Consider the following 15,385-nt stretch of genomic DNA (forward strand, 5'->3'; position numbering starts at 1 on the left):
CAAACAGCCTTCAACGCTTGAAGACAAGCCAATTGGGGGTCGCAATCCATGCTTTACAGCCGCTTTCTGGGTGCCGTCGCCGCGTCCTTGATGATGCTGACCGGTATCCTTGCTGCCACCCCTGCGGCGGCGCGCGGTTATCTGCAGTGCGTTCCCTTCGCCCGCGCCGAATCGGGCGTCGAAATCCGCGGCAATGCCAAGACCTGGTGGTCACAGGCCGCCGGCACCTATGAACGCGGCGAAGAGCCCCGCAAGGGCGCGGTGATGGCGTTTGCCGGCACCCGCGGCATGCCGCTCGGCCATGTCGCGGTGGTCAAGAAGATCGTCAGCGACCGCGAAATCCTGATCGACCATGCCAATTGGTCGCCGATCAACGGCCGCCGCGGCCAGATCGAACGCAACGTCCGCGTGATCGATGTCAGCGACCGCGGCGACTGGAGCATGGTCCGCGTCTGGTACGCGCCGATCGGCGACCTCGGCCTGCGCGCCAACCCCGTGCAGGGCTTTATCTACGCGGGCGGCGCCAGCGCCCCCGACCGCAATGTCGTCGATCAGGAGCCCGTCTGGACGAAGAACGACTGGAAACCCGGCAACGGCCTCGCAATGGTCGTCGCCTCGCTCGCCAACTGAGCCTTACCCCCCAACCCTCTAAGGCCATTGGCGAGCACTGAAGCCATCCGGGACGGTTCGCCGCTCCGGGTGGCTTCCCCCCTTTTGGGGTAGCCGATGACAGCTGTTGCCAACCGCAAAGACCGAGTGACGGCTTTCGACCGATTGCTGACGTTTAAATCCTCCCTGCGGCGCAGCCGTGGGGAGCGGGGCCACCGCGAAGCGGCGATGGAGGCGCCGCGAACGCAGCGAGCGCTTCGCGCTCGGCCTCTCCGTCAGCCCTACGGGCCGCCACCTCCCCATGCCTGCAGCACAGGGAGGATTTTCCTCTCTTCGTCACCCGGACTTGATCCGGGGTCCATGACGACGGCGCGGCTGTGGATCCCGGATCAAGTCCGGGATGACGAAAGTGTGCAAAGCAACGGCAGCTCACCAACTCGCAACCGCTGACCCAGCCCCCCTCACCCCATGATGAAGGCGTTGAGCTTGTTGCCGTCGGGGTCGCGGAAATAGCCGGCGTAAAAGCCTTCGCCACGCGGTCCCGGCGGGCCTTCGCAGGTCCCCCCGTTCGCGAGTGCGATGTCGTAGAGCCGATGCACCTGTTCCTTGTCACACGCCTGCAGCGCGACCATCACGCCATTGCCGACACTCGCTGGATTGCCGTCGAACGGCCGCGTCAGGCCGATGCCCGCGCCGCCGCCATCCTTGCCCCAAGCGATGAAGCCGTCGAATTCCATCATCCGCGGCGTATCCAGTTCGGCGGCGATGGCGTCGTAAAAGACCGCCGCCTTGGCCAGATCGCGCGTCCCCAAAGTCACATAACCGATCATCATTGCTCTCCCGACTCGATCCATGAGAACATTTTAGGAACAAAAATCCGGGACGCAAACAAAAAGGGCGCCGGACCCGAAGGTCGCGGCGCCCTTTTCGATAGCTTGTCCCGCGAGCCGGGACCGCAGCCGGTTAAGGCTTCACCCGTACCGCGATAAAGGCCGAGGGGCCGCCGCGGCGGAGGATTTCGAGCAGCACCGCATCGCGGCCCGCCTTCTTTGCATCGCCGACGATCTTCGCCAGCGCGTCGCTCGTCGTCACCGGCGTGCGATTGGCGCTGAGGATCACGTCGCCGCGGCGCAGGCCCTTGCGGCCCGCGTCGCTGTTCGCCGACGCCGCGCCGATCACGAGACCCTTGGTCGTCGCATCGACGCCGATCGAGCGCGCGATGTCGCTGGTCAGCGGCTGCACCGCAAGGCCGAGCGCTTCCTGGATCGTCGTATCGGCGGCGCCCGAAGGATCGTCGGGCAGCGTCTGTTCTTCCTCGGGGTCGAAGTTAGTGCCTGCGAGCTGTTCCTCGGGCGGCCGCGTGCCGACGACGGCGTTGAGCGTCATCGGCTTGCCGTCGCGGACGATTTCGAGCGGAATGCGCGTCCCCGGCTTGGTATTGGCGACGATGTACGACAGCGTTTGTTGCGGCGTCACATCCTTGCCGTTGACCTTGGTCACGACGTCGCCGCGCTTCAGGCCGGCCTTGGCGGCCGCGCCGCCATCCTCGACGCGCTGGACGAATTCGCCGCGGTCCTTCGGCAGGCCGAGGGCGGCCGCCAGATCCTCGTCGACCGGTGCGATACCGATGCCGAGGTAACCGCGCTCGACCTTCTCGCCGGCGCGCAACGCGTTGATCACCGGGATCGCCGCATCGGCGGGGATCGCGAAGTTGACGCCGATGTTCGCGCCGACGGGCGAGATCAGCATGTTGTTGATGCCGACGACATTGCCCTGCAGGTCGAACAGCGGACCGCCCGAATTGCCGCGGTTGATCGCCGTGTCGGTCTGGATGTAGCGGTCATAGGCGCCGCCCTGCCCGAGGTTGCGCTGCACCGCCGAGATGATGCCCGCGGTCACCGTCGAACCGAGGCCCAAGGGATTGCCGATCGCCACCACCCAGTCGCCAACGCGCGCCGTGCTGCTGTCGGCGAATTTGACGAAGGGCAGCCCCGTCGCATCGATCTTGAGCAGCGCAAGGTCGGACGCGACGTCGCGGCCGACGATCGTCGCCTTATATTCCTTCTGGTTGGTCAGCGTCACCGTCACCTGATTGACCGCCTCGCCGCGCGGGCCGCCAGAGATGACATGGTTGTTGGTGACGATATAGCCGTCCGCCGAGATCAGGAAGCCCGAGCCGCCGCCCTGCTGTTCCTGCGTGATCGGTTCGCGTGTCCCCGCAAAGGGATTGAGCCGGACGCCAAGCGTGACCTCCTGCTTGGTCGAGATGTTGACAACCGCGGGCTGGAGCTGCTCGACGAGGTCGGCGAAGCTTTCGGGCGCGCCCGAACGCGGAACGACCTTGGCGATCTCGCTCTTCTCGTTCTGCGCGACCTGCGCGCCAACGGGGGATTGGGTTACCAGCGCCAGCGCCGTGCCACCCACCAGCAAGGCCGAAGTGATGCCATAAACATAACGCACGATCGCAAATCCTTTTCTCTTACGAAAACCGTTGAAGGTCCTGAATCCCGGCGCTGCGGTATCTGCTCGCCGTTGGCTGAACGCTATTTGAACATGAACGATCCTTGTACCATCCGTTCATCGGGCGTCCTGCCCCGCTCAGCCTCCCTGGAAACGCTTCAGATATTCATTGTCGGGCGACAGGATGATCGACGTCCCGCCCTGGTTGTTCTCACCGAGGAAGGTCTGCCGATAGCTCTGCATCGCACGATAGAAATCATAGAATTCGGGGTCCTTGCCGAAACTTTCGGCATAGATGCGCGCCGCTTCGCCGTCGGCGCCGCCGCGGATGATCTGCGCTTCCTTCTGCCCTTCGGCGCGGATCGAGATCGCTTCCTGCTGGCGCGCGGTGCGCATGCGGTTGTACGCCGCCTCGAGCGTCGCGCCTTCGGGAAGGTCGGCGCGCTTGATCCGGACGTCGATGATCTCGGCGCCATATTTGTTCGCCTCGCGATTGAGCGCGACCTGAATATTGTCCATCACCGCGCCGCGTTCGGCCGACAGCAAGGTCGCGAAGGTGCGCTTGCCGAGTTCGTTGCGCAGCGACGAGCCGAGGATGGTCGCAAGCTGCGTCTGCAATTTATCCTCGGTGCGGATCGCCGTGTACATGCGCACCGGGTTGGTGATGCGGAAACGCGCGAAGGCGTCGACCTGCAGCCGTTGCTGATCGGTCGACAGCACCTGCTGGCGCTCCATGTTTACGCCGAGAATGCGCTTGTCGATATATTGGATGCCGTCGGTGAACGGCACGCGGAGCACAAGCCCGGCGCCCGAGCGGCCGAAATCCTCGTTCGGCTTGTAGCGGTTCACCGTGCGCTCGATCTCGCCGAAGCGCAGGATCAGCGCCTGCTTGTCTTCGGGCACGATCGCCAGCGACTGCGACAGGATGACGAGCAGGACGACGAGGCCGACGAGCAAGCGCATCGGGTTGCGGAAGAGGGCGTCGAACATCACTGGCCTCCCTTCGTCGCCGCTTCGGGCTCGGCGGCCGCGGCGCGGCGCTGGACCTGATTGAGCGGCAGATAGGGGGTCACCCCGCGGGGTTCGACGATCGTCTTGTCGACGTTCGACAACACATTCTCCATCGTTTCATAATAAAGCCGCTGGCGCGTCACCGCGGGCGCAAGCTTGTACTGTTCATAGATCTTGTCGAACGCCGCAGTGTCACCGCGCGCGCGTTCGAGGACCTGCTGCTGGTAGGCGCGCGCAAGGTTGATGGCCGATTCGCGCTCCTGCCGCGCCGCGGTGACTTCCTTGAAGGCCTCGTCGACCTGGCTCGGCGGATCGGCCTGGCGGATCGCGATGCCCTGGATCGTCACGCCAGCGCGATACTGGTTGAGCAATTCCTGCATGCGCGCCTGAACCTGCGTTTCGATCTCGACGCGGCCGGGACCGATCGCCTGCACAAGGTCGAAATTGGCGACGGTCGCGCGCATCGCGCTTTCGGCGACCTCGCGGATCGTGCCTTCGGGGTCGGCAAGCTGGAAGAAGAAAAGTTCGGGATCGCGCACCGACCAGCGGACCTCATAGGCGAGGTCGACGATGCTCTGGTCGCGCGTCAGGACGAAATTCTCGTCGGTGGCATTCGGCGAGCCGATCGCCATCGTGCGGATGGCGCGCACGTCCTCCAGCCGGATGCGCTCGATCGGCGCCGGCCAGGTGAATTTGACGCCCGGCCCGACGGTGCGCGAATAGCTGCCGAGGCGGGTGACGACGCCTTCCTTTTCGGGCGGAACGATGTGGAAGGAGGAAAACAGCACCCACAGCACGGCGACCGCGAGGACCCCCCATTTCCAGAGCCGCGCCGAATCGGGGAGGTTCAGCCCCCCGCCACCGCCGCCGCCCGAGCCGCCGCTGCCGAAGCCGCCGCGCCCCTTGCGCAGCAATTCGTCGAGCGCCGAGGGACCGCGCGGTTTACGCGGGCGCTGCTGGTCGGCGGGATCGGGGGTGACCCAGGGATTGCGCGGGCCGGGTTTCTTGCCATCGTCGGGTCCGCCATCGCCGCCGCCCTTGGGGCCGCTGCCCCACGGGCTGTTCGCCATCAGGCTGATCGAATCGAAAAATTGCCGCAATCCCCGGGGAGTGCGGCGTCCCATGCTGCCGTCAATCTTGTCGTTCATATTGCTTTTATAGGGGCGACGGGCGCGATTAACAGGGGGTGCGCGCGAAAATGGCTGGCAATCCCCCCTGCCATCCCTATTTCCCGCTCACATGACCGATATCGCTCCTCTCGCCAGCATCGCCACCGACCTCAGCGGCGGCCGCAGCTCCGGCCTCCGTTTTCTCGACGAGCAAGGCACGCTTGCGATCGTCCTCGACGTCACCGGGCTGGCGGAAGCCGAGCGCAAACCGCTTGAGGACAAGCTCCGCGCGGGACTGCTCGCGCGGCCCGGCGTTACCGAGGTGCGCGTCGCGATGACCGCCGAAAAGAAGGCGCTGACGATCATCGCGGTGGGCAGCGGCAAGGGCGGCGTCGGCAAGTCGACGCTCGCCGCCAACCTCGCCGTCGCGCTGCGCCGGCAGGGGGTGAAGGTCGGGCTAGTCGATGCCGATATCTATGGACCATCGCAGCCCCGCCTGATGGACAGCGAGGGCGTCAAGCCCGAGGCGCGCGGATCGAAGCTCGCCCCCGTCCCCAACGCTTATGGCGTGCCGATGCTGTCGACCGGCCAGATCGCGGCGCCCGGACAGGCGATCGCCTGGCGCGGCCCGATGGCGGGCAAAGCGCTGGAGCAGCTCGTCGATGCGAGCTGGGGCGATATCGACACGCTCGTCGTCGACCTGCCGCCCGGTACCGGTGACGTCCAGTTGACGATGATCCAGCGCCACAAGCCCGCTGGCGCGGTGATCGTATCGACCCCGCAGGACCTCGCGCTGATGGACGCGACGCGCGCAATCAGCCTGTTCGAACAGGCCGAGGTGCCGATCATCGGCCTTGTCGAGAATATGGCGGGCTATGCCTGCCCGCATTGCGGCGAGGTCAGCGACCCGTTCGGTTGCGGCGGCGCCGAGGCGGCGGCGCAGACGATGAACATCGACTTCCTCGGCCGCGTGCCGCTGTCGATGGGTATCCGCCTCGCCAGCGACGGCGGCGTGCCCCCGGCCGCCGGAACCGACCCGGCGGGCGAGCCGTTCCACGCGATAGCGGCGAAGGTCGCCGCATGGCTGGCTGCACGAAAGGGCAAATGATGGCGATCAACGACGATGCCGAAATCCGCGAATTGCTGGGCCAGCCGCGCCGCATCGCCGTCGTCGGCGCCTCGCCCAACCCGGCCCGGCCGTCGAACGGCGTCCTCGCCTTCCTCGTCCGGCAGGGCCATGACGTGATCGCCGTCAACCCCGGCCACGCCGGCAAGACGATCCATGACGCTCCCGTCGTTGCGACGCTCGCCGATGTCGAGCCGCCCGCGCATCTCGTCGACATTTTCCGCAACAGCGCCGACGCCGGCGCCGCGGTCGACGAAGCTATCGTCCATGGCGCCAAGGCGGTGTGGATGCAGATGGGGGTGATCGACGAAGCAGCCGCCGCACGCGCCGAAGCGGCGGGGCTGGTCGTGGTCATGGACCGTTGCCCCAAGGTCGAAATCCCGCGCCTCGGCCTGCTCAGGTGAAGGCCCTTCTGCCGCTGCTCATCCCCACCACGCTTGCTGGATGCGCGACCGCGGCGACGCGCACGAACCCGCAGGACGCTTTCTTCGAGGCTCTCACCGCGCGCTGCGGCAAGGCCTATGCCGGCCATCTCGCGAGCGATCAGGACGCCGACGCCGACATGCGCGGCAAGGCGATGGTGATGCATATCCGCCATTGCACGCCCGACCGCATCGAAATCCCTTTCCACATCGACGGCCTCGGTCCCGACGGCGGCTGGGACCGCTCGCGGACGTGGATCATCAGCCGCACGGCCACCGGCCTCCGCCTCAAGCACGACCATCGCCACGCCGATGGCAAGCCTGACACCGTCACCCTCTATGGCGGCGACACCGCCGATGGCGGGACGGCGACGCGCCAGACCTTTCCCGTCGACGCTGAGTCGATTGCGATGTTCACGGCGACCGGCCGCAGCGTTTCGAACACCAACATCTGGTCGGTCGAAACGACCACTGCGGGCTTTACCTATGGGCTGAACCGCGAAGAAAGGCATTTTCGCGTCGCGTTCGACTATGCCAGCCCGGTGGCGCCGCCGCCCGCACCCTGGGGCTGGTAAGGGGAACCCTTCCGCCCGTCATGCGCTAGCCCGGCATCGAACGGGAGAAAAACATGCGCACCCAGCCCCTCATGCTGATCCCTCTGCTCGCGCTCGCCGCGTGCGGCGACAAGGCGCCCGACCCGCGCGGGGTCGAGCATGATGAGACGTTGCTGTCGGTGTCTGCGACCGGCCGGTCCGAGACCCGCCCGGACGAGGCGCGCTTTACCGCCGGGGTGAGCACGATCGCCGCGTCATCCGAGACAGCGACCCAGCGCAACAACGAAACCATGGCCAAGGTGACCGAAGCGCTGAAAGCCTTCGGCGTCGCCGAAAAGGATCTTCAGACGCGCCAGCTGACCGTCAACCGGATCGACTGGGGCGCCAACAAGGGCAAATATGAAGCAGTGAACCAGGTCGAGGTGCGGATGCGCGCCGTCGACAAGGCGGGCGAAGCGGTGGCGGCAACGACCCGCGCCGGCGCCAATGTCCTGTCGGGTCCGACGCTCCGCGTCTCCGATCAGGAGGCCGCGACCAAGTCGGCCTATGCCGCCGCTTACCGTGCCGCGCGGGCGCGTGCCGACGCCTATGCCGGCGCGGCGGGGCTCAAGATCGACCGCGTCCTCGCGATCCGCGATGGCGGCGGCGCGCCACCGCCGATGCCCTATTATGAAATGGACGCCGCGAACCGCGTCGCGCCGCAGGCCGTCGCCGCCGCGCCGCCCTTCAACCCCGGCGTCAGCGAATCGCAGGTGTCGGTGCAGGTCGATTTCGCGCTGACGAAGAAATAGCGCCGGACTCCCGCTCGTCCGAAAGCCTTTGCGTCGCCGACTCGCGCCGACTATCAGCGGCGGGGATGGCGGGCATTCGCGACACTGTGGGGAAAGACAAAAGGCGCCTGCCGCATGTCAGCCGCCGTTCGCTGCTCGTCGGCGCGACCGCCGCAGGGGGCCTCGCGATCGCGTGGAGCCTGTGGCCGCGCGATTATAGCCCCAATCTGACTGCCGCGCCCGACGAGCATATTTTCAACGCCTTCCTGAAGATCGGCGACGACGGGCATATCAGCGCCATCGTCCCGCAGTGCGAGATGGGACAGGGTGTCACAACGCTGCTGCCGCAGATCATGGCCGACGAACTCGGCGCCGACTGGCGCACGATCGCGGTCGAAACCGCGCCGATCAGCCCGCTCTACACCAACACGCTGGTAATCGACGAGGATAGCGCCGTCTTTAGCCCGCGCGGCGGCGTCCCCGATTTCGTCCACGATGTGCGCGGCTGGGTGCGCCGCGAATGGGCGGTCCGCCACGCCGTGATGCTGACCGCGAACAGTTCGTCGGTGCGGATGTTCGAGGCGCCGTGCCGCGACGCGGCGGCGCAGGCACGCGCGCTGCTGATGATGGCGGCGGCGCGGCGCTGGGATGCCGACTGGGAGGCGTGCGACACGCAGGACGGCTTTGTGATCCTTGGCGCGAAGAAGCTTCGCTTCGCCGAGGTCGCGGCAGCGGCCGCATTGCTCGAGCCGCCCGCCGAGCCGGTCTATCGCGCATCGAGCGCCGATCCGCTGTACGGCAAGGAACTGACGCGGCTCGACCTGCCGGCGAAGGTCGACGGATCGGCGAACTATGCCGGCGACATCCGGTTGCCCGACATGGTGTTTGCCGCGATCCGCCAGGGCCCGGTCGGCGCGACGCGGCTGAAGGGCATCGACCGCAAAGCCGGGATGAAATCGCCCGGCCTGCTCCATATCGTCGAGCATGAGCGCTGGCTCGCCACCGTCGCGCGCAACTGGTGGGCGGCAAACCGCGCGCTCGACCGCTTCGCCCCGGTTTTCGAGACCGACGGCACGCCGGTTTCGAGCGACCGGATCGACAAGGCGCTGAAAAGCGCGCTCAAGGAGGATGCCTTCCGGATCAGGAGCGAAGGCGACGTTGGCGAGGCGATGGCGGGGCGCACCAAGGTCGCGGCCGAATATGCCGTCGCTCCGGCGCTCCACGCTTCCATCGAAACGCGCACCGCGACCGCCGCCCCTGATGGCGCGAAGCTGCGCGTCTGGGTCGCGACGCAGGCGCCCGCGCAGTGCCGCGATGCGATCGCCCGCGCGACCGGGCTGGCGCCGGCGGCCGTCACGCTGTTCCCGATGATGGCCGGGGGTTCGTTCGACGCCTGCCTCGACCATAATGTCGCGGTGCAGGCGGCGATCATCGCCTTGCAGATCAAGCGCCCCGTCCAGCTCGCCTGGTCGCGCGCCGAGGAGATCATGCGCGTGCCCCCGCGCGCGCCGGCGCGCGCGAAGCTGACCGCGACGCTGAACGCCGCCGGCGGCATCGACGCGCTCGTTACTCGCATCTCGGTGCCGTCCACCAACCATGAAGTCCGCGAGCGGCTGTTCGACAATAGCCCGCCCGACGTCGCGCAGCGTTCCGCAGCGGGAAAAGCCGACGCCGCAGCGGTCGAGGGGGCGGCAAACGGCTATGCGATCCCCCATCTCGCGGTCGATCATTGCCCCGCCGATATCGGCCTGCCGACCGCGCGCTGGCGCGGCAATGCCGACAGCTACACCGCCTTCTTCACCGAATCCTTCGTCGACGAAATGGCGGCGCGCGCCGGGACCGACGCGCTGTCGTACCGGATTGCGATGCTCGGCGATGCGCCGTTGCTCGCGCGCTGCCTGCTCACCGCGACGAGCCTCGGCGGCTGGGAGGGCGGCCTGTCGGGAACCGCGCAGGGTCTCGCCTGCCACAGCATGCGCGGCAGTCACATTGCGCTGATGGCGACCGCGCGCCAAAGCGACAAGGGCCTGCAGGTCGAACAGCTCGTCGCGGTCGTCGACGCCGGCCGCCTCGTCAATCCGGCGATCGCGCGCCAGCAGATCGAAGGGGGGCTGATCTTCGGCCTCGCCGCCGCGGTCGGGGCGACGACCGACTATGAGGGCGGCGTCGCGACGGCGCGCAAGTTCGGCCAGCTCGGCCTGCCGCGACTGTCGCAAACGCCGCAGATATTGATCGAGTTCGTCGACAGCGACCGCGACCCCGGCGGGCTCGGCGAGATCGGCGTACCAGTGGTTCCCCCCGCGATCGCCAACGCGCTGTTCGCGGCGACCGGGCGCCGTATCCGCCGCCTGCCCCTCTCGGCGCATCCGCTATGAAGATCCCGAGCGGGCATCCTCCAATCGCCGCGCCGGGCGTCGGTGTCCTGCTGGTCAACCTCGGCACCCCCGACGCCCCCGATGCGCCGTCGGTGCGCCGTTACCTTGCCGAGTTCCTGTCGGACCGCCGGGTGGTCGAGATTCCGCAACTTCTGTGGCAACCGATCCTGCGCGGCATCATCCTGACCACCCGCCCGAAAAAGTCGGCGCACGCCTATGCCCAGGTGTGGACGGACGAAGGATCGCCCCTTGCTTCGATAACCCGCGCGCAGAGCAGCGCTCTGCAGGCGGCGTTCGGCGACGCGGTGCAAGTCGCCTATGCGATGCGCTACGGCCGGCCCGCTATCGGTCCGGCGATCGATGCCATGATGGCGGCGGGGTGCAGACGCATACTCGTCGCACCACTCTATCCCCAATATTGCGCTGCAACGACGGCGACGGTGGTCGATGCCGTGGGCTCGCACCTGAACCGGCTGCGTTGGCAGCCGGCGCTGCGTTTCCTGCCGCCCTATCATGACGATGCCGCCTATCTGGACGCCCTGAGAATCTCCGTCGAGGCGGGGCTGGCCGCGCTCGACTTTACCCCCGATGTATTGCTGGCGAGCTTTCACGGCATGCCTGAACGAACATTGCATCTCGGCGACCCCTATCATTGCCAATGTCGGAAAACAGCGCGTCTTTTGTCCGACGCGCTGGGGCGGCCGGTCGAGGTCGCGTTTCAGTCGCGCTTCGGCCGCGCCAAATGGCTCGAGCCCGCGACCGATGCGACCTTGGCACGGCTGGGCGCAGAGGGCCGAAGCGTGGCCGTCTTCGCGCCGGGCTTTGCCGCCGACTGCCTCGAGACGCTCGAGGAGCTGGCGATCCGCGGCAAGGAGCAGTTTGCAGACGCGGGCGGGCGGCAGTTCGCCTATCTGCCGTGTCTGAACGACAGCGCTCCCGGCATGACGATGCTCGAAACGCTGGTCCGGCGCGAACTCGCGGGATGGCTGTAGACGCTTACTTCCTGTTTAGGTCCTTGCGTTAAGCTCTCCGGCACGGCGCAAAGCCGCTTCAGTCGGAGGTAGGATCGATGAGCCAGCTTGAATCGGCAGCAGTGAAGCTGATCGGCGTTACGCTCGCCTTCCTGCTGGTCGCCTGGTTCGTGTGGCGGAAACGCCAGGGCGAGACCGTGCCGGCCGCCCCGAAAATGCCCCGCTCGCCGTCGATGCCGCGCGAATTCAAGCTGCCGGCGCTGTCGCGCAAGGAACGGGCGGTCGCGGAGGAACCGGTCGAAATCTCGCCATCGCGGCTCGCGCGGGTCAGCGGCAAGGCGCCGCTCGCCGGGCTGAGCGAACCTGCCCCCGAACCCGAACCGAGCGCGCCGCCGCCCGATCCCGAAGCGCGCGCGATGGCCGAAGCGATGCTCGCGTCGATGGTGGCGCAGGTCGAACATGAGGCCGATCTGGTCGACCGACGCGGTAACGACGCCGTGGCCATCCGCCTTGTCCCGCAAATTCCGCCGCGCGACGCGGACGGGGCGACGAGCTGGCTCGGCGGCACCCCGCGCCTCGACGCGCGCACGCCATGGCCCGAGATTCGCGAGACGCCGGCCGATTTCCTCGCGCAGATCGATTGCGCCGCGCTGCCCGCCGAGCTTTGGGACGGTTTGGGACCGCGCAGCGGCGCGCTCGCCTTCTTCATCCATCCGCGCGACGGCGACATGCTCGTCGTCCATGTCGCCGAGCCCGGCGATCCGGTCGGCCCGCCGCGGCCGCAGGGCGACGACGATGTTTTCTTCGCGCCGCACGGCGGGCTGCGTTTCGGCGACCTTATGCCCTTCACGCGGCGCGCCTTTCCCCAATGGCCCGTCGATCTGGTCGCGGTACGCCCCGGCGATCCCGATCCGCGCGACGCCGAAGGCGGCGACGACGGGCCGGGCCACCGCCTTTATCGCGCCGGCTATGATATCGCCGACCCGGCGTGGCACCCGTTCGACTGGGCGAGCATGACCGCGATGGCCGAAATCCTCGACATGCGGATTTCGCGCTTCTGGCGCGATCCCGGCGGTGCGCCATCGCCGATCGAGGTCCAGCTCGCCAATATCGAACGCCGCCTCGGCGAGCCCGACACGGCCGAGGGCGATCCGCTCGACCGGACGCTGCTCGAAAACCAGCTTGCGACGCTGACCGAGCTTGCCGAAGCCGCACATGCCGCAGCCGAGATGAACCGCGAAGCGCTGGCCAATGCGCAGGAGATCATCGCAATCGTCCGCGAAAGCGCCGGCCGCGACGAATTCTCGCCGGCGGCCGCCGCGGCGGTGATGGGGGCCCTGCAGACGATCCGCTGGGCCAAGGTCAACCGCAAGCCCGATCCGGCAGGGCGCCCCGGCGCCGAGGCGATCGAGACGCTCATTCTGCCGCTCACCGAGCATCATCCCGATGCGCCGCTGTGGGCGCATGATTACCACAGCATCTGGTTCGACCATGCCAAACATGCCTATGCCGCCGGGTCGGACGCGCTGTCGCCCGAGGCGCTTGCGGTCCTCGAGCCCTATTGCCGCGAACTGGCGGCGCGCGAGATGGGCGGGATCGGCCACGTCCCCTTCGCCTATGTCCATGATTATGATGCGGACGCCGATGCGACGATGCTCGAACTGCCGTCGAGCGGGCTGATGAGCTGGATGTTCGGCGATGTCGACCATCTGGTGCTGACGATGCGCAAGGCCGATCTGGCTGCGGGACGGCTCGACCGGCCGGTCGTGCAGGTCAGCAACTAGCCCCCTGCCCACCTCCCTGAAATAGCGTTGCGATTGACGTTCCGGTCAACTTGCGGCGCCCCGTACCGCCGCCTACTCTGGTCCTTCAACTCTGTGGGAGAGCCTGATTCATGACACGCGTAGCAATCGTCACCGGCGGCAGCCGCGGTATCGGCGAAGCCATTTCGCTGAAATTGCAGGAGCAGGGCGTCACCGTCGTCGCCAACTATGCCGGCAACGACGAAAAAGCCCGGGAATTTACCGAACGCACCGGCATCGCGGCGATGAAGTGGGACGTCGGCGACCATCAGGCGTGTCTCGACAGTTGTGCGCGGATCGCCGCCGATGTCGGCCCGATCGACATCGTCGTCAACAACGCGGGGATCACCCGCGACGGCACGCTCGCCCGCATGAGCTATGACGATTGGGACGACGTCATGCGCGTTAATCTCGGCGGCTGTTTCAACATGGCCAAGGCGACCTTCGGCGGCATGGTCGAGCGCGGCTGGGGCCGCATCGTCAACATCGGCTCGATCAACGGACAGGCCGGCCAATATGGTCAGGTCAACTATGCCGCCGCCAAATCGGGGATTCACGGCTTTACCAAGGCGCTCGCGCAGGAAGGCGCGAAGAAGGGCGTGACGGTCAACGCGATCGCGCCCGGCTATATCGACACCGACATGGTCGCTGCGGTGCCCGCGCCGGTGCTCGAAAAGATCGTCGCCAAGATCCCGGTCGGCCGCCTCGGCCAGGCCGACGAGATCGCGCGCGGCGTTGCCTTTCTGTGCAGCGAGGATGCGGGTTTCGTCACCGGATCGACGATGAGCATCAACGGCGGACAGCATATGTATTGACGATGGCAGGCGGGTAAAAAGGCGTTCGCGCAGCGAACGACGCGTTACCCGCCGGTGCCGCGCAGCGGCAGCCATCGGTTCGGCCAGCGGGGCGGCGATCCGCAAGATCGCCGAACCCGTCTGACGTCATGGCGGCGGCTTTGCCGTCGCCGCTAGCGCTCCACCAAATATAAACCCGTTCGCATCGAGCGAAGTCGAGATGCCCCTCGGGCTTGGCTATCTCGCCGCCTGTCTCGACGTCGCTCACCACAAACGGGAAGAGGGGAATTCCGACCCCGGATCGGCGCCTCCCGATTACTCCACCATCACGCCCACAACCCGCCAGCTCCCGCCCTCGCGCACCAGCGACAGCGTTTCGATCGCCCCCGCCTTGTTCGCATAGTCGGTGCGGAACTTGACCATCTGATAGCCATAGGGCGGCGCGGGGACCGCCTCTTCGCTCAGCAGCACGCGCGCCTTCACTGCGCCGAGCGGCCCCTGCACCTGGCGCGCCACGCGCGCCCGGGTCTCCAGCGTGTTGAGCGTCTTGAACGACTGCTTGCGCCGCGCATCGCGCAGCCGCTCGTTGACGGTATGCACCGACAGGCCCGGGTGGCGCGCCATCGACTTGGCGTCATAGCCGCTGACCAGCAGACGCAGCGTCTCCTTTTCCTTTTCGGTGAGCGCCTGGATTCCGGCGGTCGTCACGTTTCCTGTCCCTCGCTCCACTGCTATCGACGCCGACATTAAGCCCCGCCCGAACGCGGTCACCCCCAAATAATTCGTACCTCAATCCACGGCGGAGCCGCTATGCTGCGGCGATGGCCGTCCCCTATCGTCCCCCCGTCAAACGCTCGGTCACCATCGCCGGCCACCCGACGTCGATCAGCCTCGAACCCTTGTTCTGGGACGCGCTGGAGGAAGCGGCAGCGCGGCTCGCGCTCCCGGTCAACGCGCTCGTCGCACGCATCGATGTCGAGCGGATGGAGGTCGACGATCCCCCCAACCTGACATCGGCGATCCGGCAATGGCTGTGGCGCGAACGCTGATCCGGCGGGCGCGTTCGCCGCGCCCCCTACCCCAGACGGTGCGGCGTCGGGTCTCCCAGTTCGCCGACGAGCTGCCGATAGGCTTCGGCACGGCAGCGCGCATATGACGCGCCGAGTTCCGCCCGATCGAGGCGCCGCTCGGCAACAAGCCGGTCCAATATTCCCGCATCGTCGGACAGCGCGATTTCGCCGACCAGTTCGTCACCGCTCGCGCCCAACGCTTCGGCGAGCAGGCGGAACGTCCGCGCGCGCTGCCGGAATTCGAAATCCATCAGCCGCGCCGATTCCACCTCTTCCTTGCGAAGCAGGGCCGCTCTGAGGTCGAAAGCCATG

Annotated in this window: 16 protein-coding genes; 10 read left to right on the forward strand and 6 right to left on the reverse strand. The window is 67.2% G+C overall.

All coding sequences use genetic code 11. The features are described 5' to 3' along the window. The first annotated feature begins 48 nt into the window (after positions 1–48). Positions 49–630, forward strand: a complete 582-nt coding sequence (locus AN936_RS17390; protein WP_054589201.1) for a CHAP domain-containing protein — start codon at positions 49–51, stop codon at positions 628–630. A 440-nt stretch (positions 631–1,070) separates the two neighbouring features. Here AN936_RS17390 and AN936_RS17395 read toward each other — a convergent pair whose 3' ends face one another. The 4 genes from AN936_RS17395 to hflK form a co-directional block, all read right to left on the reverse strand. Further along, positions 1,071–1,439 (reverse strand): VOC family protein, encoded by a 369-nt coding sequence (locus tag AN936_RS17395; protein ID WP_054590391.1) that lies wholly within the window; start codon positions 1,437–1,439, stop codon positions 1,071–1,073. A 133-nt stretch (positions 1,440–1,572) separates the two neighbouring features. Then, the gene (locus AN936_RS17400) at positions 1,573–3,069 is read right to left on the reverse strand and encodes a Do family serine endopeptidase (protein WP_054589202.1); all 1,497 of its coding nucleotides are present in this window, start codon (positions 3,067–3,069) and stop codon (positions 1,573–1,575) included. A 138-nt stretch (positions 3,070–3,207) separates the two neighbouring features. Then, positions 3,208–4,059 carry a protease modulator HflC gene (gene hflC / locus AN936_RS17405; RefSeq protein ID WP_054589203.1) on the reverse strand — a complete coding sequence of 284 codons (852 nt, stop codon included), beginning with the start codon at positions 4,057–4,059 and terminating at the stop codon, positions 3,208–3,210. After that, the gene (hflK, locus tag AN936_RS17410) at positions 4,059–5,228 is read right to left on the reverse strand and encodes a protease modulator HflK (protein ID WP_084758479.1); all 1,170 of its coding nucleotides are present in this window, start codon (positions 5,226–5,228) and stop codon (positions 4,059–4,061) included. The genes hflC and hflK overlap by 1 nt, the downstream gene beginning before the upstream one ends. A 91-nt stretch (positions 5,229–5,319) precedes the next feature. Between hflK and AN936_RS17415 the strand changes: the two genes are divergently transcribed. The 8 genes from AN936_RS17415 (at position 5,320) to phbB (ending at position 14,024) form a co-directional block, all read left to right on the forward strand. Then, positions 5,320–6,297 carry an Mrp/NBP35 family ATP-binding protein gene (locus AN936_RS17415; RefSeq protein WP_054589204.1) on the forward strand — a complete coding sequence of 326 codons (978 nt, stop codon included), beginning with the start codon at positions 5,320–5,322 and terminating at the stop codon, positions 6,295–6,297. Then, the gene (locus tag AN936_RS17420; protein WP_054589205.1) at positions 6,297–6,719 is read left to right on the forward strand and encodes a CoA-binding protein; all 423 of its coding nucleotides are present in this window, start codon (positions 6,297–6,299) and stop codon (positions 6,717–6,719) included. Before AN936_RS17415 ends, AN936_RS17420 begins: the two co-directional genes overlap by 1 nt. Beyond that, positions 6,716–7,312, forward strand: a complete 597-nt coding sequence (locus tag AN936_RS17425) for a hypothetical protein (RefSeq protein ID WP_054589206.1) — start codon at positions 6,716–6,718, stop codon at positions 7,310–7,312. Before AN936_RS17420 ends, AN936_RS17425 begins: the two co-directional genes overlap by 4 nt. 53 nt (positions 7,313–7,365) lie before the next feature. After that, complete coding sequence (locus AN936_RS17430) at positions 7,366–8,082, forward strand: SIMPL domain-containing protein (RefSeq protein WP_054589207.1); 717 nt, start codon at positions 7,366–7,368, stop codon at positions 8,080–8,082. Between the two features lie 65 nt (positions 8,083–8,147). Continuing rightward, a complete protein-coding gene (locus AN936_RS17435; protein WP_054589208.1) occupies positions 8,148–10,436 on the forward strand; it encodes a xanthine dehydrogenase family protein molybdopterin-binding subunit in 2,289 nt (762 codons plus the stop codon). Then, complete coding sequence (gene hemH / locus AN936_RS17440; protein ID WP_054589209.1) at positions 10,433–11,428, forward strand: ferrochelatase; 996 nt, start codon at positions 10,433–10,435, stop codon at positions 11,426–11,428. Before AN936_RS17435 ends, hemH begins: the two co-directional genes overlap by 4 nt. 77 nt (positions 11,429–11,505) lie before the next feature. After that, positions 11,506–13,191 carry a DUF1963 domain-containing protein gene (locus AN936_RS17445; protein WP_054589210.1) on the forward strand — a complete coding sequence of 562 codons (1,686 nt, stop codon included), beginning with the start codon at positions 11,506–11,508 and terminating at the stop codon, positions 13,189–13,191. A 110-nt stretch (positions 13,192–13,301) separates the two neighbouring features. Continuing rightward, on the forward strand, positions 13,302–14,024 hold the full coding sequence (gene phbB / locus AN936_RS17450; protein WP_054589211.1) for an acetoacetyl-CoA reductase: 723 nt from the start codon (positions 13,302–13,304) through the stop codon (positions 14,022–14,024). A gap of 294 nt (positions 14,025–14,318) precedes the next feature. On the opposite strand, the gene AN936_RS17455 is transcribed toward phbB, so the two are convergent. Beyond that, a complete protein-coding gene (locus tag AN936_RS17455; RefSeq protein ID WP_084758481.1) occupies positions 14,319–14,750 on the reverse strand; it encodes a DUF4019 domain-containing protein in 432 nt (143 codons plus the stop codon). A 74-nt stretch (positions 14,751–14,824) separates the two neighbouring features. On the opposite strand from AN936_RS17455, the gene AN936_RS17460 reads away from it, so the two are divergent. After that, on the forward strand, positions 14,825–15,052 hold the full coding sequence (locus tag AN936_RS17460; RefSeq protein WP_054589213.1) for a ribbon-helix-helix domain-containing protein: 228 nt from the start codon (positions 14,825–14,827) through the stop codon (positions 15,050–15,052). Positions 15,053–15,078: 26 nt separating this feature from the next. On the opposite strand, the gene AN936_RS17465 is transcribed toward AN936_RS17460, so the two are convergent. Continuing rightward, a complete protein-coding gene (locus tag AN936_RS17465) occupies positions 15,079–15,384 on the reverse strand; it encodes a hypothetical protein (protein WP_054589214.1) in 306 nt (101 codons plus the stop codon). Position 15,385 lies beyond the last annotated feature (1 nt).

The sequence above is a fragment of the Sphingopyxis macrogoltabida genome, assembly GCF_001307295.1.
Taxonomy (GTDB): Bacteria; Pseudomonadota; Alphaproteobacteria; order Sphingomonadales; family Sphingomonadaceae; genus Sphingopyxis; species Sphingopyxis macrogoltabida_B.

What these genes read in the sequence shown, in the direction of transcription:
- AN936_RS17390 (WP_054589201.1), top strand. Translation starts at nt 49, where the DNA reads ATGCTTTACAGCCGCTTTCTGGGTGCCGTCGCCGCGTCCTTGATGATG.
- AN936_RS17395 (WP_054590391.1), bottom strand. Translation starts at nt 1,439, where the DNA reads ATGATCGGTTATGTGACTTTGGGGACGCGCGATCTGGCCAAGGCGGCG.
- hflC (WP_054589203.1), bottom strand. Translation starts at nt 4,059, where the DNA reads ATGTTCGACGCCCTCTTCCGCAACCCGATGCGCTTGCTCGTCGGCCTC.
- hflK (WP_084758479.1), bottom strand. Translation starts at nt 5,228, where the DNA reads ATGAACGACAAGATTGACGGCAGCATGGGACGCCGCACTCCCCGGGGA.
- AN936_RS17415 (WP_054589204.1), top strand. Translation starts at nt 5,320, where the DNA reads ATGACCGATATCGCTCCTCTCGCCAGCATCGCCACCGACCTCAGCGGC.
- AN936_RS17420 (WP_054589205.1), top strand. Translation starts at nt 6,297, where the DNA reads ATGGCGATCAACGACGATGCCGAAATCCGCGAATTGCTGGGCCAGCCG.
- AN936_RS17430 (WP_054589207.1), top strand. Translation starts at nt 7,366, where the DNA reads ATGCGCACCCAGCCCCTCATGCTGATCCCTCTGCTCGCGCTCGCCGCG.
- AN936_RS17435 (WP_054589208.1), top strand. Translation starts at nt 8,148, where the DNA reads ATGGCGGGCATTCGCGACACTGTGGGGAAAGACAAAAGGCGCCTGCCG.
- hemH (WP_054589209.1), top strand. Translation starts at nt 10,433, where the DNA reads ATGAAGATCCCGAGCGGGCATCCTCCAATCGCCGCGCCGGGCGTCGGT.
- AN936_RS17445 (WP_054589210.1), top strand. Translation starts at nt 11,506, where the DNA reads ATGAGCCAGCTTGAATCGGCAGCAGTGAAGCTGATCGGCGTTACGCTC.
- phbB (WP_054589211.1), top strand. Translation starts at nt 13,302, where the DNA reads ATGACACGCGTAGCAATCGTCACCGGCGGCAGCCGCGGTATCGGCGAA.
- AN936_RS17455 (WP_084758481.1), bottom strand. Translation starts at nt 14,750, where the DNA reads ATGTCGGCGTCGATAGCAGTGGAGCGAGGGACAGGAAACGTGACGACC.
- AN936_RS17460 (WP_054589213.1), top strand. Translation starts at nt 14,825, where the DNA reads ATGGCCGTCCCCTATCGTCCCCCCGTCAAACGCTCGGTCACCATCGCC.
- AN936_RS17465 (WP_054589214.1), bottom strand. Translation starts at nt 15,384, where the DNA reads ATGGCTTTCGACCTCAGAGCGGCCCTGCTTCGCAAGGAAGAGGTGGAA.